The 25,509-nt window shown below is 62.1% G+C and carries 23 protein-coding genes and 1 tRNA gene; 11 read left to right on the forward strand and 13 right to left on the reverse strand.

Features of this window, described 5'->3' with window-relative positions; all coding sequences use genetic code 11:
- Positions 1 to 22 precede the first annotated feature (22 nt).
- Both Q0044_RS14970 and Q0044_RS14975 read left to right on the forward strand, forming a co-directional pair.
- On the forward strand, positions 23 to 1,375 hold the full coding sequence (locus Q0044_RS14970) for an MFS transporter (RefSeq protein WP_298163263.1): 1,353 nt from the start codon (positions 23 to 25) through the stop codon (positions 1,373 to 1,375).
- Positions 1,375 to 2,103, forward strand: a complete 729-nt coding sequence (locus tag Q0044_RS14975; RefSeq protein ID WP_298163264.1) for a class II aldolase/adducin family protein — start codon at positions 1,375 to 1,377, stop codon at positions 2,101 to 2,103. The genes Q0044_RS14970 and Q0044_RS14975 overlap by 1 nt, the downstream gene beginning before the upstream one ends.
- Before the next feature lie 22 nt (positions 2,104 to 2,125).
- Here the strand turns inward: Q0044_RS14975 and Q0044_RS14980 are convergent, their stop codons facing one another.
- From Q0044_RS14980 to Q0044_RS15000, 5 genes are all read right to left on the reverse strand, one after another.
- A complete protein-coding gene (locus Q0044_RS14980) occupies positions 2,126 to 2,635 on the reverse strand; it encodes a MarR family winged helix-turn-helix transcriptional regulator (protein WP_298163265.1) in 510 nt (169 codons plus the stop codon).
- Positions 2,636 to 2,749: 114 nt separating this feature from the next.
- The gene (locus tag Q0044_RS14985) at positions 2,750 to 3,976 is read right to left on the reverse strand and encodes an NAD(P)/FAD-dependent oxidoreductase (protein ID WP_298163266.1); all 1,227 of its coding nucleotides are present in this window, start codon (positions 3,974 to 3,976) and stop codon (positions 2,750 to 2,752) included.
- Positions 3,977 to 3,986: 10 nt separating this feature from the next.
- Positions 3,987 to 4,328, reverse strand: coding sequence for a non-heme iron oxygenase ferredoxin subunit (locus tag Q0044_RS14990; RefSeq protein WP_298163267.1), 342 nt, complete (start codon positions 4,326 to 4,328; stop codon positions 3,987 to 3,989).
- Positions 4,325 to 5,647: a Rieske 2Fe-2S domain-containing protein gene (locus tag Q0044_RS14995; protein WP_298163268.1), complete on the reverse strand. Its 1,323-nt coding sequence runs from the start codon at positions 5,645 to 5,647 to the stop codon at positions 4,325 to 4,327. Before Q0044_RS14995 ends, Q0044_RS14990 begins: the two co-directional genes overlap by 4 nt.
- Positions 5,648 to 5,803: 156 nt before the next feature.
- Positions 5,804 to 6,562, reverse strand: a complete 759-nt coding sequence (locus Q0044_RS15000) for an alpha/beta fold hydrolase (protein ID WP_298163269.1) — start codon at positions 6,560 to 6,562, stop codon at positions 5,804 to 5,806.
- A gap of 360 nt (positions 6,563 to 6,922) precedes the next feature.
- Between Q0044_RS15000 and Q0044_RS15005 the strand changes: the two genes are divergently transcribed.
- The 3 genes from Q0044_RS15005 (at position 6,923) to Q0044_RS15015 (ending at position 11,082) form a co-directional block, all read left to right on the forward strand.
- On the forward strand, positions 6,923 to 8,698 hold the full coding sequence (locus tag Q0044_RS15005; protein ID WP_298163270.1) for a thiamine pyrophosphate-binding protein: 1,776 nt from the start codon (positions 6,923 to 6,925) through the stop codon (positions 8,696 to 8,698).
- Between the two features lie 593 nt (positions 8,699 to 9,291).
- Complete coding sequence (locus tag Q0044_RS15010; protein ID WP_298163271.1) at positions 9,292 to 9,549, forward strand: hypothetical protein; 258 nt, start codon at positions 9,292 to 9,294, stop codon at positions 9,547 to 9,549.
- Between the two features lie 522 nt (positions 9,550 to 10,071).
- A complete protein-coding gene (locus Q0044_RS15015; protein ID WP_298163272.1) occupies positions 10,072 to 11,082 on the forward strand; it encodes a hypothetical protein in 1,011 nt (336 codons plus the stop codon).
- A gap of 270 nt (positions 11,083 to 11,352) precedes the next feature.
- Here the strand turns inward: Q0044_RS15015 and Q0044_RS15020 are convergent, their stop codons facing one another.
- Genes Q0044_RS15020 through Q0044_RS15035 form a run of 4 tightly spaced genes read right to left on the reverse strand, consistent with a single transcriptional unit; the run spans position 11,353 to position 16,638 of the window.
- The gene (locus tag Q0044_RS15020) at positions 11,353 to 12,471 is read right to left on the reverse strand and encodes a DNA cytosine methyltransferase (protein ID WP_298163273.1); all 1,119 of its coding nucleotides are present in this window, start codon (positions 12,469 to 12,471) and stop codon (positions 11,353 to 11,355) included.
- Entirely contained in the window at positions 12,471 to 13,199 is a 729-nt protein-coding gene (locus Q0044_RS15025; protein WP_298163274.1) for a hypothetical protein, read from the reverse strand. The genes Q0044_RS15020 and Q0044_RS15025 overlap by 1 nt, the downstream gene beginning before the upstream one ends.
- Positions 13,196 to 14,311, reverse strand: a complete 1,116-nt coding sequence (locus Q0044_RS15030) for a response regulator transcription factor (protein WP_298163275.1) — start codon at positions 14,309 to 14,311, stop codon at positions 13,196 to 13,198. The genes Q0044_RS15025 and Q0044_RS15030 overlap by 4 nt, the downstream gene beginning before the upstream one ends.
- Entirely contained in the window at positions 14,296 to 16,638 is a 2,343-nt protein-coding gene (locus tag Q0044_RS15035) for a sensor histidine kinase (protein ID WP_298163276.1), read from the reverse strand. The genes Q0044_RS15030 and Q0044_RS15035 overlap by 16 nt, the downstream gene beginning before the upstream one ends.
- A 308-nt stretch (positions 16,639 to 16,946) precedes the next feature.
- Here Q0044_RS15035 and Q0044_RS15040 point away from each other — a divergent pair, with 308 nt between their 5' ends.
- Both Q0044_RS15040 and Q0044_RS15045 read left to right on the forward strand, forming a co-directional pair.
- Positions 16,947 to 18,212 carry an Eco57I restriction-modification methylase domain-containing protein gene (locus Q0044_RS15040; RefSeq protein ID WP_298163277.1) on the forward strand — a complete coding sequence of 422 codons (1,266 nt, stop codon included), beginning with the start codon at positions 16,947 to 16,949 and terminating at the stop codon, positions 18,210 to 18,212.
- A gap of 16 nt (positions 18,213 to 18,228) precedes the next feature.
- Positions 18,229 to 19,305, forward strand: coding sequence for an HNH endonuclease (locus tag Q0044_RS15045; RefSeq protein ID WP_298163278.1), 1,077 nt, complete (start codon positions 18,229 to 18,231; stop codon positions 19,303 to 19,305).
- A gap of 143 nt (positions 19,306 to 19,448) precedes the next feature.
- Here the strand turns inward: Q0044_RS15045 and Q0044_RS15050 are convergent, their stop codons facing one another.
- Complete coding sequence (locus tag Q0044_RS15050; protein WP_298163279.1) at positions 19,449 to 20,042, reverse strand: hypothetical protein; 594 nt, start codon at positions 20,040 to 20,042, stop codon at positions 19,449 to 19,451.
- An 84-nt stretch (positions 20,043 to 20,126) separates the two neighbouring features.
- On the opposite strand from Q0044_RS15050, the gene Q0044_RS16980 reads away from it, so the two are divergent.
- Positions 20,127 to 20,372, forward strand: a complete 246-nt coding sequence (locus tag Q0044_RS16980) for a helix-turn-helix domain-containing protein (protein ID WP_366941131.1) — start codon at positions 20,127 to 20,129, stop codon at positions 20,370 to 20,372.
- Between the two features lie 28 nt (positions 20,373 to 20,400).
- On the opposite strand, the gene Q0044_RS15055 is transcribed toward Q0044_RS16980, so the two are convergent.
- Positions 20,401 to 20,847 carry a DUF5681 domain-containing protein gene (locus Q0044_RS15055; protein ID WP_298163280.1) on the reverse strand — a complete coding sequence of 149 codons (447 nt, stop codon included), beginning with the start codon at positions 20,845 to 20,847 and terminating at the stop codon, positions 20,401 to 20,403.
- On the reverse strand, positions 20,844 to 22,148 hold the full coding sequence (locus tag Q0044_RS15060; protein ID WP_298163281.1) for a site-specific DNA-methyltransferase: 1,305 nt from the start codon (positions 22,146 to 22,148) through the stop codon (positions 20,844 to 20,846). Before Q0044_RS15060 ends, Q0044_RS15055 begins: the two co-directional genes overlap by 4 nt.
- Before the next feature lie 215 nt (positions 22,149 to 22,363).
- Between Q0044_RS15060 and Q0044_RS15065 the strand changes: the two genes are divergently transcribed.
- Together Q0044_RS15065 and Q0044_RS15070 are read left to right on the forward strand one after the other, a co-directional pair.
- Positions 22,364 to 22,786, forward strand: coding sequence for a DUF2924 domain-containing protein (locus Q0044_RS15065; RefSeq protein WP_298163282.1), 423 nt, complete (start codon positions 22,364 to 22,366; stop codon positions 22,784 to 22,786).
- Positions 22,783 to 24,381 (forward strand): recombinase family protein, encoded by a 1,599-nt coding sequence (locus Q0044_RS15070; RefSeq protein WP_298163283.1) that lies wholly within the window; start codon positions 22,783 to 22,785, stop codon positions 24,379 to 24,381. Before Q0044_RS15065 ends, Q0044_RS15070 begins: the two co-directional genes overlap by 4 nt.
- 365 nt (positions 24,382 to 24,746) lie before the next feature.
- Here Q0044_RS15070 and Q0044_RS15075 read toward each other — a convergent pair.
- A tRNA-Ser gene (locus Q0044_RS15075) sits at positions 24,747 to 24,838 on the reverse strand.
- 166 nt (positions 24,839 to 25,004) lie between these two features.
- On the opposite strand from Q0044_RS15075, the gene Q0044_RS15080 reads away from it, so the two are divergent.
- Entirely contained in the window at positions 25,005 to 25,310 is a 306-nt protein-coding gene (locus tag Q0044_RS15080) for an SCP2 sterol-binding domain-containing protein (RefSeq protein WP_298163284.1), read from the forward strand.
- Positions 25,311 to 25,509 lie beyond the last annotated feature (199 nt).

The following is a 25,509-nucleotide window of genomic DNA, read 5'->3' on the forward strand; positions in this document are numbered from 1 at the left end:
ACCAGTTCCAACGGGAGGCTTCATGGACGCGCGGCGAACACTGGCAAACGTAATCGATGAGGCGCCCCTCAGGCGCTACCATCTGCAGATCTTCCTTATCTGTTTTGCCACAGCCGTGGTGGACGGCCTCGACAATCAGATGGTCGGATTCTCCGCCCAGGCCATTTCTGCTGATCTGGGTATCCCGATCGCTGAGTTCGGCGGGATTTTTTCGGCTGGTGCGGCGGGAGCCCTCGTTGGAGCCTTGTCGCTCGGCACGGTCGCCGATCGCATTGGACGCAAGATGGCTCTGAGCCTGTGCACCTTGCTCTTTGCTGTTCTGACCCTCGCCACCGTTTTGGCACGTTCAACCAATGAGCTGATGCTGCTGCGCTTTATCGCGGGCATTGGCCTCGGCGGGGCCATGCCGATCTTCCTCACCATGGTTTCGGAGTATGCGCCTAAGCGCCACCGTGCCCTGGCGACGGGAGTGCTGTGGTGCGGCTACCCCATCGGAGGCCTGGTGGGGTCCTCGCTTGGCGCAATCCTGCTGCCGGTGTCGGGATGGCAGACGATCTTTCTTCTGGGCGGCGGCCTGGCCCTGTTCGTCGTCATCCTGCAGATTACCTTGCTCCCTGAGTCCGTCCAGTTCTTGGCTTTGCGGGAGAAGGGCGCGAACCGCATAAGGCGTATTTTGACCCGCCTGAGCCCCGGCACAGATGTCGATCAGATCGATATCTTGCCCAGCTCTACCGGGGCCGTCACCAAGGCGCCGGTGTGGGGCCTGTTCACGAGCGGTCGCCTGGGCTTGACCCTGCTGTTGTGGGTTCCACTGTTCTGTACCTTCCTGATCAGCAACTTCTTCGTTCTGTGGTCGCCAGCTCTTCTCACACAGGCAGGCTACAGCGTGTCGCTGGCGGCCTCGATGGTGGCGCTCAACAACTTCGCTGCCATTCCGAGCCAGGCGGCCGCGGGCTTCGTCATCGATCGCAAGGGACCCTTCCTGCTGGTGATCGGTAGCTACATCGGCCTGATAGCGATCTGCCTCGTTCTCTCCACCCTGCTGCATGTCGTGCCGGTAATCGCGGCATCAATGATTATCATTGGTCTTCTGCAAGGGCCTGGGATCGCGGGCATGGTCTATGTTGCGACCCGCGTATATCCGCCAGCAATGCGCTCAACGGGTGTGGGTTGGGCGCTCGGGATCGGGCGAACCGGGCAGATCGTTGGTTCTCTGGTCGTCGGCGGCATGGTGGCAGCCGAACTGCCTATCAGGTTCATCTTCGCGGGCATCGCCTTCCCTGCCCTGGTCGCGACGGTTAGCGCACTCGTACTCAGCCTGATCATCCGATCGCGCGCCGAGGCCTATCCGGAATTGCAAAGGAAACACGGCTGATGACCAGCGCCATCGAGCTCGCCAAGTCTGATTTGGCGGTCGCCAATCGCATTCTCGCCCATGAAGGCGTCATGGACGCCTACGGACACGTGAGCGTTCGTCATCCTGAACGTCCCGATCGGTTCCTGCTCTCACGGTCGCTGAGCCCCGCTCTCGTGGAAGCCGAAGACATCATGGAGTTCGAGCTGGACGGGACAGTGGTGGGTGATGATCCCCGACCGCCTTATTTGGAGCGGTTCATTCACGGGGCCATTTACGCGAAGCGTGACGACATTGTCGCGGCAGCCCACAGCCATGCGAGTGAAGTCTTGCCCTTCACAGTCTCGGATGCCCCTCTTCGCCCTGCGATCCACAGCTCCGGCGTCATAGGTCATGAGATACCGGTCTGGGATATTCGGGATCGCTTCGGCGATACGAATATGCTCGTCGTGAACGACGTGCAGGGCTCCGACCTCGCCGAACGGATGGGCGTATGCGACGTGGTTCTAATGCGGGGACACGGGTTCTCAGCCGGCGCGCGCAGTCTCGTCGAGTTGATCCGGATCTGCGTGTATTTGCGCGTCAATGCGACCGTTGTGACCCAGGCATCCCAGCTCGGCGCGGTGACCTATCTAAGCGAGGGCGAGGTGGAGCGTATCCGGGATGTCCGGCCCGACTCTCCCGAGGTTCGTCGGGCCTGGCAGTATTGGGCGACGCGGGCGGGCTGCGCGCATCTCGTGCGAGCCTAGCGCCTGAAAACGTAGCCTCGGGCTAGAGAGGCATCGCTCCAAGTTCGTCCAGGCGATCGTTGGCGCCTTTGATTTTCACCGCAAGCGCCGCTCGCAGAGCCTCGAAAAGCTTCTGGTTCACTTCGGGGTCGTCAGCCCGGAACTCCTCGTCCGCCTTACGCAAGATGCCGACGGCTTGTTTGAGGCGTTCTTCCCCCGTCTTGCTCAAGCTGACTACTCGCGCCCGTGCATCCTTTGCATGGCTGCTGATGTCGACGAGACCCTTCTTGTCGAGTTTCTGCATGACCTGGGACGCCAAGGCGGTGCTGCAGCCGCACGCGTCTGCAAGCTCGCGCTGGGTGACGCCTTTGACGTTCGCCTCCAACAACCAGCCCAAACCGATCAGAAGGACGAACTGCATCTCGGTCAGGTCAATTTCAGCGAGGCCGGCATTGAGCTTGCGATGCCATATCGAGGACATCAGGCGCAGCTGGTAACCAAGGACGTCGTACGACGAGGTGTAGCCTGAAATCTCGGAAAGTTTCAAAGTCATGCCTGCGGCGCCGGATGCTGGGGGAGACCCGAGCGGGTATAAGTCACGTAGCCCTTAAATCAACGCGGTCGCTGCGGTCGCAGAGAGTAGTGTGGTCGTTGGCTCCCCGCTGCTTCAAGCGAGAGACTTTATCGGGCTTGTCACATCTGCGATGGTCTCATCAGAGGCCGTTGATCTGCGGGTCACCAGCGACCGGCCCTGGATGTAGTCTCGAGGCGCGTTGATACAATCGAGTGCGATCACAACACCGTCGCGCTTGTAGACGATCGAGAAGCTGCGTGACGCGATGTCTCCCCGTACGATCGCCCGGTCAAAATCCAGGGACAGCCCCGCTGTTTGGAGTTTGAGGTCATATTGATCTGACCAGAACCACGGCAGGGCGTCGTAGTCAGCACCTTTTCCAACTAGCTCGGCTGCGACCACGGCCGCCTGATCATGCGCATTCTGGACGGACTCAAGGCGTAGAACCCGGCCATCGCCGTAAGCGTTCACGTGCGCGGCGCAATCACCGATCGCGTAGACGTCGGGCAGGGTCGTGCGGCACCTGCTGTCAACGAGGACGCCGCCGGCTCCAAGCTCAGCTCCCGCTTGCTGCAAAGGGTCGATAAGGGGGTCGATTCCGATTCCAATGAGCAGCAAGTCAGCTGGAAGGTTCTCGCCGTCCTCCAGCGTCAAGCTTGCTACGACGCCGTCTTGAGCTTCGACTGCGGCAACCTTGGCGTTGAGGCGAATATCCACACCTTGCCGGGTGTGCTCCGCATGGAGAAAGTCCGACAGGGGCTCGCTCGCAGAGCGGCTCAGGAGCCGCGGAGAAGTCTCCACGAGGGTCACCGTTCGGCCGAGGTTTACCAGCGCAGCGGCCACCTCAAGCCCAATATAACCTCCGCCGACGACAACGATGTTGGTGGCCCGAGACAGAGCAATCTGAATCGCTTCCGCGTGCGCACGATTTCGCAGGTAGTGAACGCCATGCAGGTCGTCGGGAACGCAGGGCAGGCGGCGAGGGCTCCCGCCCGCGGCCCAGATGAGCTTCGCGTATCCGAGCAACCCACCATCATCTAGAGCGACGGTGTGGGCTTCGGCATCGATGGAGATCACCCGGCGGCCGAGCAGAAGCTCAATACCTTGCTCTTTCCAGAAGGCCGATGGCCGGATGGCGCCCTGTTCAAAATCGTAGGCGTCAGACAACGCGTCCTTTGACAAGGGGGGACGCTCGTACGGCAGGTGTGCCTCATCGGTGACGATGCTGATGGAGCCTTCGAAACCAGACTGTCGCAGCGAAATCGCCGCTTGGGCGCCGGCGTGACCTGAGCCGACGATCAGAACATCAAAAGACTTCATCGCAGCGCTCTCAGGCGGCCTGTGATTCTCGGGCCTGGGGCAGGACGTAGACCACGCCGTCCTCAACGCGCGTCGGGTAGCTCTTCACTGCCACGTGACAAGGCGCTGCGACCGCGGCGCCGGTCCGCAAGTCGAAACTGCCTTGGTGGAGGGGGCAGAAGACCTGGTCACCTTCGACAACTCCGTCTGACAGGCGGGCGAACGCATGGCTGCAGATATTGCCAAGGCTGAAAGCCTCGTCATCCACCCGGCAGACCACCAGTTCGAGATCGCCGATCTTCACCATCGATGGGTACTCGTCATCGATCGAGTTGAGGGTGATCGTGGGTACCCAATCTCCGCCTTCGCTCATCGCGCGGTCTCGGCCCGCATCGCCCTGAGCGTGTGGATGGGTGGGTTGAGCAGGTAGTCCGCGCCAATGTCGTCCGCGAGCTTGAGCAGCACTGCGGGGTCGTCGGGCGAGCCAGCGAGTTCGGAGATGGGGACAACGCGGTCGTTCGCGAAGGTCGGCGGCAGTTCGGCCGCGGTGCGATAGAAGCCGACCGGATCCTTGCCGTTGCTCACCGCCTTGATGCCCATCCGGACAAAGCGGCGGAACATGACGATGCCGCGATCGTGGGTGCCCAGGTGTTCAAGAGCGATCGGATTGATCTTGCCTTGGCCAACCTGGGCCTCGTGGTCGCCGGGCAGATACTGACGCTCGGTGTAAGGCCGATCTTCGTGTTGGCCGAAGACCTCAAGGGCACGCCGCTTCTCGAACGGGATATCTTCTTCGTCGGAGACGTGGCTGATGAAGAAGTTGATGCTGTTTTCGTCGTCGACGGGCAGGGTGAAGAAGGTGATGAAGGGAGGAGTAGCGGCCTTGGCTTCGATTCCACCCTCGAAGATCGAGCTGATACAGTGGATGGTCGGGCCGTAAAACTCCGCTGATCGAACCCAGATGTTATCGCCCGAGCGACGCGCCGCGAGGTACATGCATCCGGCCGGCGTCTCCATGAAGGTGATCTCCGGGAAGCCCTCGAACTCATCGGCAAAGTGCTCCACGCCCCGTCGCTGTGGAATGACGTGGAGAATATTTGTGTGGTGGGGATCGACCACGTTTTCTTTGATCTGGACCCAGTTGCACTCGAGTTCCAGCCGCACGCCGGGGACCAGACGGACGCCAGGAACGTCGAAGCGATCGAGCATCGGGAAGGCGGGAATGTCGTTGGGCGGTCCCATGTAGACGAAGACGATGCCGGCGAAGACATGGGTTGGATAACCGCCCTGGGTGACTTCACATTTCAGCCGCTCTTCGTTCGGATCGCCCGGGATCTCCAGCAGGGTGCCATCGGGGGCGAACAGTCGGCCGTGATAGCAACAGCGCAACCCGGTCTGTTCGACGATGCCGAACTCCAGAGAGGTGTTTCGGTGGCAGCAATGAAGATGGAGCACGCCGACTTCGCCTCGGCCGTTCCTGAAGGCTACCAGGTCTTCGCCAAGGGCACGCACCCGCAGAGGCAGTTCGCCCAACTCGTCGAGATAGGCGACCGGATGCCAATAGCGGCGGAGATATTCACCGCCCGGCGTTCCTCGGCCGACGCCACACAGAAAGATGTCGGGCTCAGCGACCTGCTTGCGGTAATAACCATCGTAGGCGCCCGGACTGCGCGTTAGTGTTTCGGACGGCAAAATATCTCTCCCGAACTCGCATTCAGAGTGCGATTATTTGATCAACGTATTGATTATATCCCTGAGGATCAGGTGTCAATCGCGCGGGGCTCGGGATTCGACGCTACCTCCAAGGGGGAGCGGGGTTTCGGCCGACGAAAGTCGATGCCATTTTTTCTAACTCCGCTCGTCCAGGAATGACTGCATCACAGCGTTGAACGCGGATGGCTTATTGGTCGGCGCGAAATGATCCGCCCCTTCCAGGATCATCAGCCGCCCGCCTGGGATTTCCTCCTCGAGAGCGCGACCAATCTGTAAAAATAGAGGAGGGGAGGCGTCACCGATGATGATCGACGTCGCGCAACGTATGCGTCGGGCTACTGGTCGAGCCAGGGGGCGTGACCGGTCAGGGACCGTAAAGCGCAGTGTCTGTACGTTTCTCAATGCCGCTTTCCGAAACAGCGGAGAAAGCTGCGCCCAAGCTTCCTCGCCGTGCCCGGCAACAATGTACTCTCGGGCGAGGGCCTCTCGGTCGGAGTTCGATACGCGGGCGCTCGGGAACAACGGCGGTGGGCTGCTTGGCAGCTCGTCTGGCAGGAAACCCTGTTCACGCGCGCCGCCCGGCTCTGCGAGGACAAGGGACTCCACTAGATCCGGAAAGTCCGCCGCCAGATGCAAGGCCAATCGGCCGCCGCGCGAGTGGCCAACCACATGGGCGGGTCTTCCGAGACAAACCAAAAGCTCGGCAAGTTGATCGATGTGGCTGTCGGAAGTGATTGTCGTCGCCATCGGTCGAGGCGCGTTGAAACCGCGAAGCGTTGGCGCACATACAGCCCATCCAGCACGGCGTAAGACACTCACCTGCGGCTGCCAGATCGAGGCATCACAGAGCGCGCCGTGAATGAGCAGCACGGGCGCCGTTCGTTCCCGGCTCATCGATACGGCAGCCCGATTTTGCCGATGCAATTGTGAGGCTGGCGGACCAAACGTGGCTCCAAACGTAACTCAGTGGTTGGCAGTTTAATCGCCGGAAGGCGGTAGTCAACGCGTTGACTACCTGTAGCGGTCAGCGCTCAGGGGGCGGCTTGACGTCGTTGACACCCCAGCGCCGCACAGATATTCAATACATTGACGAACCGGGCTGCCTGGTTCGGTGCCAACTAGTCCTCTCACCGGGATCGCGGGCCAAGTCTAGCTAGCTGCGCCTGCTCGCCAGAGCAGTGCCTTGGCGACGCTCACCGAAACGTTCACGGACCGCCCAGACATCGGGGCTACCAGCTTCTACGGATCCAGATCATGCAGAACACCGGCAATGCTACTGAAGAGCTGGAACTCCCGGTCAATCCGGGTGCGGAGCAGGCATTTGGCAGCGATGTAGTGGCCGATGCGATCCGCGCGACAGGTGTCCCATTCATCGCACTAACGCCAGGCGCGAGCTTTCGAGGCCTGCACGACAGCCTGGTAAACTACCTCGGCAATCGGGATCCGCAGATGCTGGTCTGTTTGCATGAAGAGCACGCGGTCGCTTTGGCTCACGGCTACGCCAAGGTGACGGGTGTCCCGCTGGCTGTCGCGCTTCACTCCAATGTTGGGTTGATGCACGCGACTATGGCGATCTTCAACGCATGGTGCGACCGCATGCCCATGCTGATTATCGGGGCCACCGGTCCCATCGATGCTGCTAAACGCCGTCCGTGGATTGACTGGATCCATACCGCCCGAGACCAGGGGGCCCTCGTTCGTCCATATGTCAAATGGGACGATCAACCGGCATCGCCCCTGGCGGCTAGAGAAGCGGTCTGGCGGGGTTTCTGGTTGGCTCGATCAGCGCCGTGCGCACCCGTGTACATCAACCTCGACGTGGAGATGCAGGAGGGAAGGCTCGCCGCGCCGGTCCCGCCGGCCGATCCCGACCGCTACATGCCGCAGATGACATATTCTCCTGGCCAAGCAGAGGTCGAACGGCTGGAGACCTTACTGTCCGACGCGCAACGCCCCCTGATTTTGTTCGGGCGTGGGTCTCGTGACCCCAAAGCCTGGGCGGCGCGAGTAGCAGTCGCGGAGCGCTTCGGCGCCAAGGTCATGACTGACATTAAGGTCGGCGCTACCTTCCCGACCGATCACCCGCTTCACGCCATCCCGCCGAGCACCTTCCCTTCGACCGAAGGGGGGCGCTTGATCCGAGAGGCTGATTTGCTGGTCAGCTTCGACTGGGTCGACTTGGAAGGGACGTTGAAGACCGCTTGGGGTGATCAGACACGGGCCCAGCAGGTCGTGCAGATCACGTTGGACCACCACGTTCACAACGGCTGGAGCACGGACCACCAGGCGCTCGCGGCCGTCGACATGTTTGTCGCCGCTGATCCTGACTTGACGGCTCTGGCGCTGGCGGCCACAGCCGAACTTGCCGCTACGGCGGGCTACGTTTTGAGCGAACCAGCGCAGACGCCGCTCGCCGGGAAAGCCGACGTCGCGAAGGTTGCAAGCGCGCTGTGGCAAGCTTGCGAAGACCGGGATGTGAGCCTGCTGCACCTCCCGATTTCGTGGGACGGGGGATTCTGGCCATTCCGCCACCCTCTGGATTTTATCGGCGGAGAGGGCGGAGCTGGCATCGGCGCGGGCCCAGGCGTGGCCATTGGCGCGGCCTTGGCGCTGCGCGGTAGCGGTCGCCTACCCATCGCCGTGACCGGCGATGGCGACTTCATCATGGGCTGCAACGCCATATGGACTGCCACTCACTACCGCATCCCGCTGCTCATGATCATCCTCAACAACAAATCGTTCTTCAACGACGAGGTTCATCAGGAGCGCGTGGCCCGTATGCGTGGCCGCCCCCATGAGAACCGCTGGATCGGCCAGAGGTTGGACGATCCTGAGATCAGCATCGTCCAACTTGCCTCAGCTCAGGGCGCGACCACCTTTGGTCCGGTGGACCAAGCAGCCGATTTGCTTGGGGTTTTCGCTGCCGCGATCGCCGCGGTGGATCGAGGCGAGGTCGTCGTTGTCGATGTACGCATCCCGGCGGAATACCTAGCGAGCATCGCGGACTCGATGACGACTCTGAAGGCCTAGACGGGGCTACACGGTCAAGTCGGCTGCTGCCGCCCGATGCGCTTCGTGAAATGCCGCTTAGGCGCAAACCTCAGTTCGAGGGAGCGTCTGTGCGACACGTCACCTCGGTTGAGATGCCCAACCCTCAAGACGAATTCTGACACGGGCAGTAATCGGGCCGGTATTTGTTTCGGCTCGCTCCCGCGTCCTCGCTGACAATTCGGGCTGGTCCGTCGCCACCGCGACATGGCGTCAAGGTCAACCGGATCGAGAGCAACGACCTGACGCTCCCGGTCAACATCACTAACTCTAGCGATTAGCTCCGCGTCATACGATCCGAAAGCCGAAAAACGGACAGGATTGGGCTGCTTCAGCACCTGACAGGCTTAGACTCCCAAGACGTGCTCAAACTTTATTTTCGTCAGAAAGCTAAATTGTTTGCGGCCCATAAGGTGATGACTCGCAATCGGAAAATGATCAGAAATTAGGCTTGAATGGATGCTCGCGATTCACGTCTGTTGGGAAGCTTCCGATTTCACTTGCCAACTTCGCGAGTCCGCCCCCCTATAACCCCTCTTCCGCACGGTGTTCCTTTCAATGGAGACGTGCGTCCGATGAACCTCTTCAAAAAGCAGTCCGTCCCCACACCCTCGCCGGTGAAGCCGACGCATGTCGTCATCGTCGAGCTTTGGAAGATCAAGGTGCACGCCGAAGGATGGGGCATCCCCGCCGCCGTGGTGATCATCTCCCTGATGATCTTTCTGTTCGCCCTCGGAAGTGCGGCCGGCAGCAGGATGTTCACAAACGCCACCAACAACGTCCTCGGCATCGAGCAGACCGCCCCTGCCGTCCCGGACCGGCCGCCTAGTTAGTTGGAACGCGGTGTTGTGAGCCGCACTTAGTTTGACCCACGCCCCAGCGGCTAGGCACCGGGAGCGCGCTCGACAATGCCATCCACCACGATGGCAGCGTTCCCAGTCGGCTCCGCCGCGACAGGTGCCGGCGGGGCATCAGGCGCAGCCGGCTGTGACAGATCGCGAAAAACGAACGCCACGACCCCGGACTTTCGGGCTTGCGCATTCGGCAGGGTCCTCGGATCACGCGCGATGTGCGCTACGGCCGGCGACATAGGCGAACTCGGCGGCCTATCGGGTGCTAGGTCGCAAATATGGCCGGCGTAAACCCGCCCCCGGCGTGTAAGACGATCATCAGTTTTGCTAGACGAGCACATCTCACCCCCTCCCATCGAGGAATTCGAACTCGTGTTGAGGCTGCCGTGATCTCGATCTCAGTCGTTCGCTTCGACGCCTTCGCCGGTTACGCCCGCGCGCCCATGGCCCGCGTCGCTGCAGAGGAGCTAGCTGTACGAGCAGGACTGCGGACTCATTCTTGGAATGATCTTGCGAGACCGGACAGACAATGATTTCGGTCATTTGGTCTTTGCCCAAAATCAGCGGCGACGATATCGCAATGTCGACGTTGGCTTTTCTCACACTCGGCATGCTGCGGAGACGACGCTTCGCGAGGCGATGGATGCCGCAACGGGAGCGCCGCCGGAGGATCATTATCAGGGTGACGAACAAGGCGATCCTGTAGACTTTTTCGCGCTCATCCGCCTCCACGGGCGCCGTGGAGGCGCAGTCGCAATCGGGTTTCGTTCTGCAGGGTTGATGCCAATGCCGTGTCTAATCTGCGGTGACGAGACGACTGTTCGCTCGCACATCATTCCAAGGGCGTTGATCCATGCGATGAAGCGGCCCGGTCGCAGTCTGGTGATGAATCGCCGCGGCGACACGGGTTGGGTCGAATGCCAGTCCGGCGCCGTCGATACCCGACTGCTTTGCGAACGTCATGAAGCTCGCCTCGGGGTGTTCGACGCCTATGCCGTGAAACTTTGCAAGACGATCAAGCGGGAGATCGATGCCGGTCAACTGGTGATCGACGTGTCCAACCCCGAGCCCGGTCGTTTGGTCGCGTTTGCCGCCTCAGTCGTCTGGCGCTATGCGGCGTCTCGCAGCGACTTGGCTCCGCAACGCGCCCTGGGGGTCTACGCCCGGCGCATCGAACGTCTGCTGTTCTATGACGAGCCGTTCGATCCACCGCTTCTCGTTTCGCTCAACGCCTATCGGCTGGACGGCCCTGAGATCATGAACATGGGTGCCTATCCGCACCTTTACTCAGAACTGGATCGCCGCTTCCGGCGCTTCATCGTCTGCGGCGTCATCTTCGACCTGATGCTCGACAATCGCGGTCCGCCACCGCCTATGGCGACGCTCACGGTGAATGACCGGAGCGGCTTCACCCTGTTCGACGATTTTCCCGCCAAGGTCATGCGCGAGCCAAAACTCGCCACAGCCTTGGCGGCGATGACCTTGCCGCGAAGGCCTTATCGCAGGCGCCCCTAGCCGCCTGATCGATAAGGATGGCCGCTTGGAGCCAGCGCGGCTCGATGCTCCACCCTTGCAAACGGCGGCGTCAGTCCGTTGCTGCGCCGGCGCTCTGCAGGAACTGCCTGATGGCCGTCTGGAGCGTTCACCCTTGGGTCGGGAGGTCACGCCGACTATCGCCGCCGCCGGGACGTCGGCGAACCGCTGCCGCTGGAGGAGTTCCGATGAGGTCCGATTCAGACTCTCGCTGACCCTGTGAGCGTTAGCTCTTGAGCGCTCGCTCGAACCTCAAGCGAGATCTTGGCTTTTGAGGGCTGTCCGAAGTGAGTCAAGGAAACCAGCGAGGTAAGACAGCCTGCTGTCCGTCGCGCGATCGACAAACCCCCGCAGTGCCCGAGATGAGATCGGTGCCCATTCGAAGCAGCCCTCGGATAGTCGCCCGAGCCGCGCATCGCTAGGCGCTTCCGAAAGCATCACGGCCTGACGCCGCCCCTTGCCGTCGCCCCAAGCCGCGATCGGCCAAGGCGTGCGGTTGGGCATATCGAATCCCGGCGCAGAGAATGGGCCCGGATTCTTTAACCGGCCCCCGAGCCACTCAAGCACGGGAGGCGATACAGCGTTCCCTACCAGTCGCCACCTTTGGCGAGCCGGAGCAGCTTTTGACCAACCCACAGGGAAGCCTTGGATGCGCTCAGCGGTCTCGATCGTGGGTAATCGCACCTCGCCCGAAGGCATCAATACAGCCGGCGGAGACGGGATGCCAATTGCCGAGCCTGACTTGATGGGCGGCAGAGCGTCCGAGGTTAGACCATGCCCGAACCGCCCCTCGGTCCAGTAAAAGCCGATCGGAAAGTCTTGAGACAGGGGTGGGGAGGCTGGCATGGGCCCGTGGTCGCTCAGCAAGACCTCGCGAGGATCGTCGACCCTGGATGCGAGAAAATAGAAGCGGCGCCGACGCTGGGGCAGGCCAAATGCGCGCGAGTCCAGTATCCTGTACGCCCAGCGATAGCCGAGGCGCTCGGCTTCGTGCATCACATACGCTAGCACCCGACCGCCGTGCACGAACCGGATCGACTGAACGTTCTCAAGCAATAGCCGATCAGGACGTACGGCTTCGGCCAGCCGAAACATGTGTCGAACCAGCCCGCTTTTCTCGCCGCCGAGGCCGCGCTGACCTCCGACGATCGAAACATCCTGACAGGGGAAGCCGGCAACCAGCAGCGCCGCCTGTCGGAGATCCTCCGGACGCACTAGGCCGACGTCGTCCACCCTCGGCACTGTCGGATATCGAAAATCGAGGACAGCCTGGGCTGCGGGATCGATCTCGTTCATCAGCGCGAACTCGGCTGTGCCCATCAGACCCAGCTCGAAGCCACCGATGCCACTGAACAGACTGACGGCGCGCATCAGAGTGCGAGGTTCGCGGCGAGCTTGTCCTGCATGCCGCGCAGAGGGAGTCTTGCCGCTTTCGCCGAGGCCACGAAGCATGTCGCAGACGCTTCAAGCCGACTCTTCTGTCCCTGATAGTGCCGGTGCAGCGCGGCCTTGATCCCTAGCTTTTGTGATGTCGCAGGCCAGCTCCTTGGCCAAAGATCCAGAAGCACCTGCTCAAGGATGTCGGTCGGCGTGAATATGAGGCTCGGCAATCGGGGCAGATCGGAAAACGCTTGGCTGTACTGAAAGTGGGCGAACGGGTGGTGCGCGGCCCCGCCGTGCTCATCCACTCCGCCCCGGCAGACGTCGTAGTGGAACTCCTTCAATCCCTGACCGTCCGGCTGCAGGTACTCGACGTTTACGCCGCCGCCATGCACTTCGAACCGGCCTTCCTCAGCTGGCACCCTGCGAATCTTCCACTCGAATCCGACTTCGGCATAGAGAGCGGCGGCATCATTGCGATCGCCCTTGTACTCTCTCGAAATCTTCGTCTTCAGCGGGGCCTTCAGACCGAACTTAAATACATTCGGGTCCTGATCGAGCCAGCGCCCCGTGGGTGGCTTCGCCATGGCGATCAAGGTTCGCTTGCTGTAGTCGAAGGCGGCGATCGATGACGGGTCGAGGCAGGATTTCGCGTTCTCCACCAACGTCGCCAAGGTGCGAACTTCCGTCTCCGCAGAGACCGTCAGGTAGAAGGTCAAGCAGCACCGCCGCCACGGTCATCGGGATCGACCATTTCCTTCAGCCAGCGCGGTCCTTCATTGATCGTCGCGCGGGACATCCAGGGTTGAAGGCATTCGGCAGGCCAGCCTCGCGGGTTGACCCGCACGGCGTCCGCGGCGGAGGTGATGCCGACCTCGGCCAAGGTTATGTCGTAGGTCACGACAGGATCATCGACGGTCAGCAGATCCTCCGGTCTCAGTCCTTCGCACCACGCCGGGATTTCTGAGCTGCTTGAAGCCGCTGCAAGCGCGTCGAGTGCCGGAGTCCACCAGCGGCGAGTGACGAGTTGTGAAAGCGGCCCTGTGTATCTGCAGGCTGCCAAGGCCGGCGTGGCCTCAATCGCCATGTCCAGCGCCTCGGCCTTGATTCCGAGGAATGCGGCGGCGTGATTGTCGGAAACGAACAGGCCGGGGAAAGCAAGCGCGCGCTGGAGCAGCCAGACGATAATCGTGACCGGCCCGCGTTGCGGCGTCGGCTGGTTCGCCGCATCCTCGGTGACGGGGGGACGCGCCTCCCGAATGGCGTCTTCGGCCAACGCAATCCATTCGGCACGATCATTCAGGCCGAGGTAGGTTTTGACTTCAACGAAACTGGTGCCGCCTTCCCCAAACTCTTGGTAGGCGCGCTCGTAGGCGCTGGCCAGATCCTCAACCTTGGCTTTCAGCTCCGGATCACTCTTGTAGAAGAGCCATTCCACATCGAGCGTGCGTCCCATTTGAGGCTCGTGATCGATGAAGCTCGCGGCCACCGGCCGCCAGGCGCCGACGGCTGGGACCTCGTCCGCGAAGACGCCAGGTGCATTGGTCAGGATCGCCATGCTGGGCAACCGGCGCTTCACGCGTCTCGCCCAAGCCCGCATCGTCATCACAAGGCTGGCACCGTCTACCGCGTGCGGAGGCGTCCTTTTCTCGGCCTCCCACAGCTCCTCATCGACTAGGATCAGGTCCCAGTCTTCGGCAAGCGCATCGAGAAAGGCCTCATCTGACGGCTCGGTCACGGTCAAATCGTGCCCGTTGCCTACGAGCGCTTCTGCCGCCTGCAGCGAAAGGTCGTCGTCTATGATCCATACTCGGCTCATCGTTTCGGCCACCTCAGCTCAAGGGCCGTGGCGTACCCATCCGAGGGCGTCGTGAAACGGATCACGCCTCCGTACTCGTCCATCAAGCTGCGCGAGACCGTCAAACCCAACCCCATCCCCTGACCCAGAACCGCATCGACTTCCGCCGTCGTAGACCGGAAGGGCTCGAACCAGGATTCGCTTTTGTCGATTGGTACAGACTGTCCAGTGTTCTCTATGACAACGACGACCTCGTCGCCCGCGTCGGACCCGGAGGCGCGCACCTTGCCGCCGGTCCCCGCGAACTTGATCGCGTTGCTCAGCAGATTGGAAAAGAGAGCCGAGACTTCGGCAGGAAACACGGGCGGAGACCGGAGTTTCTGTGGCAGATCATTGATGATCGCCACCGAGCGTTGGTCAGCCGAGTGGCGGTAGAAGTCAGCGGTGGTATCGAACCGCTGACTCAGGTTGACCCTTGAGCGACGTTTGCGAGCTTCGACGCCGGTCATGTCGGCGAGATAGATGCCATTCCGGCGGAGGCGCTCGCGCAGCTCCTTCGCTTCCACGGCCAAGGCGCGAATACGCACTCCTTGTTCGCCGGGGACGGTGGAACCAAGACGTTCCAGCCCGGCCGCTACGGCTTCGGCCGTCGTCCCGAGCCCCAAGATCTCGTGAACGAACGCTGCCTGTTCTAGTCCAATAGAGGCCAGGATCCGGAACATGACCGCTTCCGAAACGCCTTCAGCCGACAACTCGGCCGCCTGGCTGACGACGTCCTGCAGGCGATCGAGACGCACACCGGCCGCGGCTACGTCTCCCGACGACGTAAGGGCCTTGACCTCACGAACGATCGTCGCGGCCTCGTCGTGCAGCGCCTTCGATTGTACCGATGCAGGCTGCCCTCGTTCCTCGACCGGGATATGCATCTCGCGGCGCCGTCGTGACTCGGCCTTCTGCTGCCCAACCATCTCGTGGCTGGCAAGACGCCTCTGGCGCACTTGGATGCCGATCGCCCAGCGCAATGTGTCCTGCATGAAGGACCAGCTCGGCCCCGGCAGGAATCCCTCGCGGCTGACCAGCATCTTCAGCTGGCTCGCGCCATTCCGCGTCAGGAACACGCCGCCGAAATAGTGCTCGTTGCCCTTGACCGTGAGCCCCTCGCCCTCGTCGCCCGGAGGGACCTCCCACTGGGAAAAGCGCTTCAGGCGCCCGAGCTCGCCCCTTCCTCGGCTTCGGTAGTCGCTGTCGAGACCAAGCCAGTCATCCTGCGCGTCGCCGTAAGGCGGTACGCGAAACCCCTCCTGATAGACCCGGATGCCGCGAAACGCCCTTGGCCACTTCTCGTTTTCCTTCTCAAAGATCCGGGCCGAGAACGCGACGGCGTTTTCCGTGTCGCTGATCTCGTAAGTCGCGGACCAACCCTCGGCGTCCCTGAACTTCGGGATCCGGCGGCCCGCCTTCGTCGGCTCGACCGCGATCGTAACCTGACCTTTTGATGGATCACAGACGACCTCTATGACCCAAGCGGCGGCTTCAGCCGCTGCGGGCACGTCCATGGCAGGCAAGGCGAAGTCGCCCGCGTACTGGATCCTTAGCCCGGGATCGTTCGCCCCTGCGTCTCTGACGAAAGGCGTGGCGAACACCAGAGGCTTGTCTACCACGGTCTTCGGAAGCGGTTCCACGAGCGCTTCAGCAGGGACGAGGGTCGCGACGTCGTTGAAGAAGTCCTCAAGGTCGGCTCGCGACCACGCCCGCCGAGTTCGCGTGAGCGTAAGGCGTGTGCCGGCCTGCCCGAAGCCGGTCAGTTTAGAGGTGCTCAGCGCTTCCGTGGCGCCTTCGACGTCATCGAGCGTTTGTAGGTCTTCGACGAGGTCCCAGTCGATCCCGCCCTTCACGCCCCCATCGGCCTTGAGAGGCTGGCCGGCGACGTACTCCGAGCCGTCCCACCGCCAAGAAATGACGTCGAGCTTGGCCGCGAGCTTGTGGGCCGCGAGACGGCCGACACCTTTCTCGCCGGTGAACCTTCGCGCGAACAAGGCCGAACGCGTGTCGCCTTCGACCTTGGTCCTTCCAGCGATCGTCAGGAAACCGCGTTCGAAGATCGGCAAGGTCATTCCGATGCCGTCATCAGCGATAACGATCGTGCCCCCACCGACATCCTGATCCTTTTCGCCGCTGCCCTCGTCTGGCTCCGTTGGCGCATCGACGAGCTTGGAAAGGTCCGTACCAAGCACGGTCACGAGGCGTGCATCGGCATCGTACGCGTTCTTCACGAGCTCGACCAAGGCCGTGCTCTCTCGTCCGACGAGAAGTTCGCCCAGCTCGCGGAACAGCTTGGTGTCTACGCTGAATTTTGCCAATGGGACCCCGAGCCTTGCTCACGACGTGTCTCGCCGGGACAATCGAGGCAATATAGCTTCGCACACAACCTACGCCACTGGCGATCCGAATGAACGCAGCACGAGCCATTCAAGAGCTACACGACCGTTGCGCCGTCTACACGGCGACAGCCACGGCGGCGAAGCTTCTCGATATGGCTGGCTGGACCGCGGGAAGCGATCTTAGCAACGGGCGGCTTCTAGAGCCTTGTGTAGGCGAGGGAGCGATCCTGACCGAGGCTGTGGATCGGCTGCTTCAGTCGTTCCGGACCCATGATCGCCTACTCACCTTGGACAGCCTCGCGGACAGGATCGTCAGTTTCGAAATTCATGCTGAGACCGCCACGGCTACTCGGGAGACTATCGAACGCGCTTTGAGATCCGCGGGTCTGACCGCCAGTGACGCGAAGATGCTGTCGACGCGGTGGGTGAGGAAGGCTGATTTCCTCCTTGCCGAGGTCGGTCAGGCGAGCCATGTCGTCGCCAATCCGCCGTATGTGCGATGGTCGAAGCTGCCGAAATCCCTCGCCTCGGCATATCGGCTCGCGCTGCGCCAGACCGCCACGCGCGGCGATCTCGCGGTCGCGTTCATCGACCGGATGCTCGACTGGGCCGACGGTCACGGGTCGGTCGTGGCCCTCGTCAGTGATCGCTGGATGTTCGCCCAGTACGGGGCCGCCTTCGTCGAGGAGATAGCTGCTCGCGGCTGGGCGTTGAACGTGCTGGAAGAACGCCCTTCGGCGCCTTTCATCCGCGACGTGGGAGCTTATTCCGCCATCGTCGGCTTCTGGCCTGTGAAGCGGCGCCCCTCCGGCGGCGTGGCGCGGCGCGACCAGCGTGAGATCCACGCGGAACTCGTCGGTCGCCATGGAACGATCGAGGGCGCGGGGTGCGTGATCCGGGTCGGCCCGGCCCTCGGATGCGGACGGACTTACATCCTCGATGAAACCGCTTCGGCCGGCGTTGAGCCGGAGATTCTTCGCCCCTATCTGGCGCGAGGGGATCTGGCCGGCCCCAAACCCCGATCCTCAGGTCTAATGGTCGCCTGTCCGTATGACGTCCGCGGCAAACCGATCGATCTACAGGACTGGCCAGGGTTCGCCCGGTGGGCGGAGCAGCACCGCGCCGCACTGTCGTCGCGATCCTGCGTGCGGCCGGACGGCGCATGGTGGCGGACGATCGACGCGATCGGACCTCAGTGGATGGTGTCGCCGAAGCTGATCGTCCCGGAGCTCTGCCAGCGACCAAAAGCCTTCCTGGACGCGACGACGTCCATTCCCGCCCATTCGCTCTACGTAGTTTGGAGCTGCGAATGGCCGACGACGATCCTCCAGCGGGTTTTGAACGCAGGTCTAATGAGGATCACGGCGGAGGCCTGTGCGCCCCAGCTCAAGCACGGCTATTACCGGTTCTACCGTCGTTTCCTCGCACAGACGCCGTTGCCGCGCTGGAGCACTCTCCATCTAGATCAGCAAAGGCGTCTCGCCGCGACTTCCAACCCAATATTTGCCGGGTGCTTCGAAGAGCTATTCGGGTTCGCGCCCGACGCCGAATGACCATCCGGGACGTGTCATGACCTATCAGGTGGTCGCGAACGACGGGAGCGTCATGGACGCGCACCTAGACATCGAAGGGTCAGAGTTCGTCTTCCATAGCCGCGGAGGGACGCGCGACAAGGGAACGGCCACCAACCTCGACTATGGTCCGGCGATGCGCCTCCTGTTCGGCCGGCTCGTCGATTACGGGCTCTCAATTTCTGGTGCGTGGCTGGAGACCTCCCGGACAGTTCACCTCCCTCGAGCCGAGCGTCAGATGTTCGGCTCTGACGATCGCGGGACTGACCCGGCGGACTGGTTCACCCTCATCACGTCTCGCGCCCAAGTATTCGGACGACGGCAGGGGGCCAAGCCCGGAGGCAGCCGGGTCAAGAGGGTGCGTATCGCGGTCTCAGGTCTGGGGGAGGGGACTGACCTCGTCGGTGTCCTCGGCGTTCGCAAGACCGAGCGTCGGCGACTCGCGGGAAGCCGATCGACGCTAGATCTCGACGCAATCCCCGCCCACGAGGTCTGGATGGCGGTGCAGCAAATGGCGGCGTCATCTGGAGCGACCCCGCCCTCGACGCGCGCCTTCGATCTCGTCACCGAGGACGGACGCAGGCTTGATCCGGCGTCGGTGCTGAATTTCGCCGTGCATCAGACCCGGGGCGAAGAGTTGGGGGAGGACGTCTTGGGCGAGTTTTCCGAGAACGAGATCGCGCGCCGGCTCGCTGCTTTTGGACATGTCCTGGTGCCGCAAGGTCAGGCCGTGTCGACTGACGTTCTGCCTGTCACCGCTGAAGATCGCGAACGGTGCGAGGGCGAGCCGAAGCGAGTCACCCATCTGCGGCGGGAGCGAGCAGCCGGGCTGGCCAAGGCGAAGAAGAGTGCCTTCGTGCGCGAGCACGGCCGGCTGTTCTGCGAACGGTGCGAACTCGATCCAATAGAGCGGTTTGGAGGCGAGGTGGGAGAAGCCTGCATTGAGGTTCACCACCGACGGACGTTTGTAAGCGGGATGCTCAATGGTCACCTGACGGTTCTTGAGGACCTCCAGTGCCTGTGCGCCAACTGCCATCGCATAGTCCACGCGGAACTGCGTTTCGCCTCAAGCTGATGTGGTGCCAGAGGTGGTGGTGGACGTGGTTGGGACGCGGTTGCGGTCGTCCGCATCCATCGAGGAAACGGTAGCCGTTTCGCCTGTCGTTAATGTTCGGAAATCGGCTGTTCGTCGATTTCCGCTTCTGGGGCACAGGCGACCTAGGAGTCTCGGCACTCTGCCATTTTCGCCAAAGCTAGGTTCAAGCCCGTCAAACTGATTATGCCGGTAGATTCTGAACGGCCTTCATCGATCGAGGGATATCGCCAGCTTATGACGTGAACCTCGATCGCTTGGCCGTCACGGGACAGTAGGTCTTGCCATTCGGGACCATCGGCCAAGAGATCCGGCCGAGACGTATAAAAGCGGGCGCCGACCTCTCGATATTCCTGCGTAGCGGGGTCGGGCCACAGATCGAGCAGGTTCCAGCGCAGATGTGTGTCCCCGTCGCGCAGCGTATCGGAGTAGATCCGGATCGCGGGGAAGCCATCGAAGAAAGCGCCTCCTCCAAATGGCTTGGGGTGGGCCACGCCTCGGGCAGGTTTGACCAACGTACAGTAGAGGCCGTAACGGCTTTCGCTCCGCCATATGCGCCATCCCTCGATCTCATCGAACAGGCGAGTATAGCTGCCGGCCATCAGCTCTCGCTCATCACCGACACGCCAAGGTCGGTTCCGAGCTGCCGAGTAGTCGGTGTCGACCTGACCCGAACCAGCGAGGGCGACGACCGCCGCCGCCACAGCAATGAATGACACCCGAAACCTCCGTCGTTGCTCCTACGATGGGAGCATAGACGTTGTGCGCCATAGCGTAAGGGTCCTTCCGGAGCGGACCCCACTATGCCCGCTTGGGTGTCATCTTCGACGCACCACCACGTCATCGACGCGCTGATCGCCGCCCGTACCTCGGCCGGAATGACCCAACGCGATCTGGCGGCAAAGCTTCGAAAACCACCCTCGTTCGTCGGGAAAGTGGAGTCGCTGGAGCGGAATCTCAGCGTTCTGGAGTTCTTGGCCTGGTGCAGGGCGCTCGGAGTGGCACCGGCCGATCTGCTCCCGCGATTGACCGCAATCCCGGAAATCTAGCCGAACTCCACTGAGAGCGCGGCGACCATCACACAATCGTCCGACTGTGCTTTCGAAGGATTCCTAGAAGGCGTAGCTCATCCGGTGGTAGGCCTCCGGAGGCCGCTTTGCGTTCGTATGTCTCCAACTCGCGGAACATGAGCGTTGGCGATCGATCTTTTTCGAGTTCATCAAGGGCTGCGGCATACTGCTTGAGCAGAAAGCGCGCGCTGATGCGATCGCCGCTTAATGCCTTTTGCGTGGCCTGAGCGATCAAAGCCTGGCTCGCGGTCATCTTCACAGCACCGGATGGTGTGCGCACGGTAACAGGCTTCTCCAAAGCCTCGATGATGTCACGGATCAACTGGCGGCTGGAGAGCGCCCGCTCGGCCTTCTCTAACTTGGGGCGCCCCTTGAGATTACCCGATTGCCCTTTCTTCCATTGCGACCCTTTGGGCGGCTTGCAGTAGCCGACGGCATCATCGTCGTCGCTCATGCCGCAATCTCCGCGTCGCGGTCGACGCCGGCAGCCCGGTCGATGAGTTCCGCTTCCAGCCCGGTGACCGCTTCCCACCGCTCGATGGCGATGTCGACGTAGGCGGGGTCGATCTCGATCCCGCGGCACGCACGGCCCGCGCGCTCCGCCGCGATCAGGGTCGTCCCGGATCCAAGGAAGGCATCCAGCACGAGCTCCCCGCGTTTGGTCACGTCCTGGATGGCCGCCGCTACCATGGCCGTCGGCTTCACCGTCGGATGCCATTTGAGCTCGCCGCGACGCGAGCCTCCGACGTTGACGGAGCTGTAGTCCCAGACGTTGGTGCGGTTGCGCCCATGCCGGCCGAGCTCGACAGCGTTGTAGTGCTGGGCCGAGCCGGCGCGATAGACGAATACCAACTCGTGCTTGGAGCGGTAGAGCGAGCCCATCCCGGCATTGGACTTGTTCCAGACGCACAGGTTCAGCAGATCGTCGTATACCACTTCGCCTGCACGCATGAGGTGCTCCATGTGCCGCCAGTCCATGCAGACGAAGTGCACCGCTCCGTCCTTGGACGCGTTGGCGCAGGCGCCCAAAGTCGTCTCCAGGAAGCGGATGAACTCCGGGTCGGTCATCTCGCCCGACGCCATGGCGAACTCACGGTGCGACTTACGCACGTTGGCGTGGTTCTGAATGCTGACGTTGAAGGGCGGGTCGAGGAAGGCGGCGTCGACCTTCGTGTCGACTCCAACGACCGCCTGTAGAAATTCCGCATCCCGGCAGTCACCACATCCGATCCGGTGGCGACCCAATGCCCAGATATCCCCGAGCCGCGCGCGTGCGACCGTTGCAGTTTCGGGCCAGCTGTCGTCGTCAGAGACTGCGGCCGGCGCCGGCGTCATCATCAGGTCCAGCTCGGCGGTCTCGAAGCCTAGCACCTGCACGTCGAACTCAATCTCCAGGGCCTGGATTTCGATGACCTGCTGCCGGAGTAGATCCGCGTCCCACCCGGAGTTGGTCGCGATCTTGTTGTCTGCGATCCGAAGCGCCTTCCGCTGCGCCTGCGACAGGCCGGTCAGCCGGATGACAGGGACGAACTCGTGCTCCAGCGACCGGGTCGCTTGGAGCCGTCCGTGGCCGGCGATGATGACTTTGTCCTCGTCGACCAGGATCGGGTTCACCACCCCGAACGCCCGCATGCTCGCGGCGATCTGCGCGACCTGTTTCTTCGAGTGGGTGCGAGGGTTGTTAGGATCGGGACGCAGCTCCGCCGATCTCAGATATTCGATCGCTAGAATGCGATCGTTTGGCAGCTTAGGCACAGGCGTTCTCCTTCGGCCAAGCGACCGCTCAAGAGGTTTCAGTTGTGCCCGGTTCGAAAGAAGAGTGGCCGGCTGAGGTCCGATTCGTCGATCCGTAAAGCGGACCGCGCCACCGTAGATTTGTGGATAACTTCGGTTGCAAAAATTCTTTGGGAGTAGTGAGTGGACTTATCGCTGCCTTGGAGCAATCACTCACGGCCAGCCTTAGGCAAGCCATGACCAAAGACATCAACCTAGACACACTCCCAGTCAGCGAAGTTGCCAGCCTTTCTCTTGATGAACTGCGTGAGGCATGGCGACATCGCTACGGTCAGCCACCTAAACTGAGGTCAGCTGAGATGTTGGCCTTGATGTTGGCCTACCGCATTCAAGCCGACCAGGCTGGCGGAGTTTCAGTCGACCTTCGTCGAAGCCTCAGGCGACCGGCGTCATCGCCGGGCATGTCAGCGCTTAGGCCAGGCACCAGGTTGTCGCGCGAGTGGCAGGGCGTACGCCACGAAGTGGTCGTCGAAGCCGACGGAAAACTCAGTTGGTCAGGTGAGCGGTACGCCAGCCTCTCTCATGTGGCCCGGGCCATCACCGGCACGCGATGGAACGGGCCACGCTTCTTTGGCCTGCGGACGGAGGTCCCATCGTGAAGGTGATCCGCTGCGCCATCTATACCCGTAAGAGCTCGGAGGAGGGGCTCGACCAGGCGTTCAACAGCCTGCATGCGCAGCGAGAGGCTTGCGAGGCCTACATCAAGAGCCAGGCCGCAGAGGGCTGGTCGCTGGTGCCGACGCTCTACGACGATGGCGGGTTCTCGGGCGGCAACATCGAACGACCCGGATTGAAGCAACTCCTGGCCGACATCGACGCAGGCAAGATCGACACCATCGTGGTCTACAAGATCGACCGGCTCACCCGGGCCCTATCTGACTTCGCGCGTATCGTTGAGCGCCTCGACGCGGCCGGCGCGTCGTTCGTCTCCGTGACCCAAGCCTTCAACACGACCACGTCGATGGGACGGTTGACCCTGAACGTCCTCCTGTCCTTCGCCCAGTTCGAGCGGGAGGTTACCGGCGAGCGTATCCGTGACAAGATCGCCCAGTCCAAGGCCAAGGGCATGTGGATGGGTGGGGTGCCGCCGATGGGGTACGACATTCCGACGGACCCGGTCACCCGCGCGCTGGTGGTCAATCCGGTGGAGACCGAACGCGTCCGCTGCATCTTCCAGCGCTATCTCGACCTGGGCTCGGTGTCGGCACTGGAGCAGTGGTTGGGAGAGCAGGGTTGGCGCACACGAGAACGAAAAACCCGGCGAGATGAGACCGTCGGTGGCGTGCCGTTCAACCGGGGCGCTCTGTTCCATTTGCTCAAGAACCGCGTCTACCTCGGAGAGATCGTCCACCGCGCCGGCGTTGTCAGCGGCGCTCATCCGGCCATCGTCGATCCGGAAGTGTTTGATCAGGTCCAGCGCCGACTGACCGAGAATGCCGCTGCCCGTAGCGACCGACCACTTCGATCAGCTGATCTGCCATTGAAGAGTCTGCTCTACGACGCCGATGGTCATCGAATGAGTCCCTCGTTCGGTTACGGCCGAGGCGGCAAGGTCTACCGCTATTATGTCTCGGCGCCGCTTCAGCAGGGCAGGGGCGCTGGCGTCGATCGCGACGTCATTCGCCGGGTGAAGGCCGAGACGCTTCACGATATCGTCGAGCACGCCGTCCGGGGCCTGATGAAAGACGAGCAGACAGCTTGGGCAAAACTGCTCAGCTCGGTCACCCGCATCGACGTCCTGCCGGACCATCTGCAAGTCTCGTTCGTGACCACCAGGCTCGCTGCCGGTGCACGATCTGGACTTGTGCCGAGCCCGTTGAATCCGGCTCACTCCGTCATGACACTGGCAGTGCGCTGCCAGATGCGTGGTGGCCGCATTGATCTTGTAAATCCCGACGGATCTTCAACCGCCCCGCGGCATCGGCCTGATTCCGTGCTCATTCGAGGTCTGCGCCAAGCGCATCGGTTGGCCAAGACGCTCGGTTGGGAAGGTGCGGCCGGTGCGGTCGTCTGTCACCGCGAACGACCACTGCGGAACAGCTACGAGCGCAAGCTTGTCCGGCTCGCCTTCCTTGCTCCCGATCTGCAGCAGCGCATCCTCGAAGGTCGGCAGCCTCCGAGCCTGTCGTTGGCGCGTCTGATGGAAGCGCGGATGCCAACCTGCTGGATCGAACAACAGCGCCTGTTCGGCTGATTTAGGTTCCTGATCACCCTCTGATCGGCCCCTGATCCCACCCTGTTAAATCCCTGTTCCGAGCGCCCGATTTTCCCTGTTTTCACGCGGAAGCCTCGGGAAGTGCGACCCGCAAACGCAGGCGTACACGCGAAATAGGGCGATCCAGGCGGTCACCCAGAAAAGCGCAAAACGGCGATAACAGGGAAATGTCCAAACTCCACTGCCGCGAGACCAAGCAGAGACTGATCCCCTGAATGCGCCGAATGGCGCCTCGGAGACGGGCGTCTCTCGCGGCCTTCAGAGCGGATTGAGCGGGAATTGGTCGGCGTCTTCCGACGGTTGTCCGCAGGAGCGGACGAGAGAGACAACCTATCGGGGGTGTATGGCGGAGACGGAGGGATTCGAACCCTCGATACCCCTTACAGGGTATGACGATTTAGCAAACCGTTGCCTTCAGCCACTCGGCCACGTCTCCGGCAGGCAGGCTCGATAGCCGAGCCGGCGACGCGACGCAATCCGCCGGGAGGCATTGTTTGCGATCGGCTGTGTGCGACCCGTCGCCTCCTTTCCCCGACGTGATCTTGTGAGGCGAAGCGGGGAGCGATAGGGCTTCGGCTCCACCGTTCCCAGGGAGACGAACCATGGCCGATCTGGCTCAGGTTACCGAACACATCCGCGGCGCCGTCGGCGACAACTCCGGTCTGGGCAAGACCGTGAAGATCGACCTCGGCGATGTCGGCAAGATCTTCATCGACGGCGCGGCCGTCCCGAACACCGTCACCAACGACGACAAGCCCGCCGACGCCACCGTCTCCATGACCTGGGACGATTTCATGAGCCTGTCGGAAGGCAAGCTGGATCCCATGATGGCCTTCATGCAGGGCAAGCTGAAGATCGCCGGCGACATGATGATCGCCCAGAAGCTGGCTCCGCTGCTGAAACGCTAGTGGTCTGCTGACAAAAGTTATACGTCAGAACGGCGCGGTCCCTGCGGATCGCGCCGTTCGCATATCGGGAAGGACGACCACCATGGATTTCAAGCACAGCGACAAGGCCCTGCACTGGCAGGATCGGGTCAACCGGTTCCTCGACGACAAGGTCCTGCCCCGGGCTACCGACTACTGGGCCGAGGTCCATGCCGACCAC

Source organism: Brevundimonas sp. (assembly GCF_027484365.1).
GTDB lineage: Bacteria > Pseudomonadota > Alphaproteobacteria > Caulobacterales > Caulobacteraceae > Brevundimonas.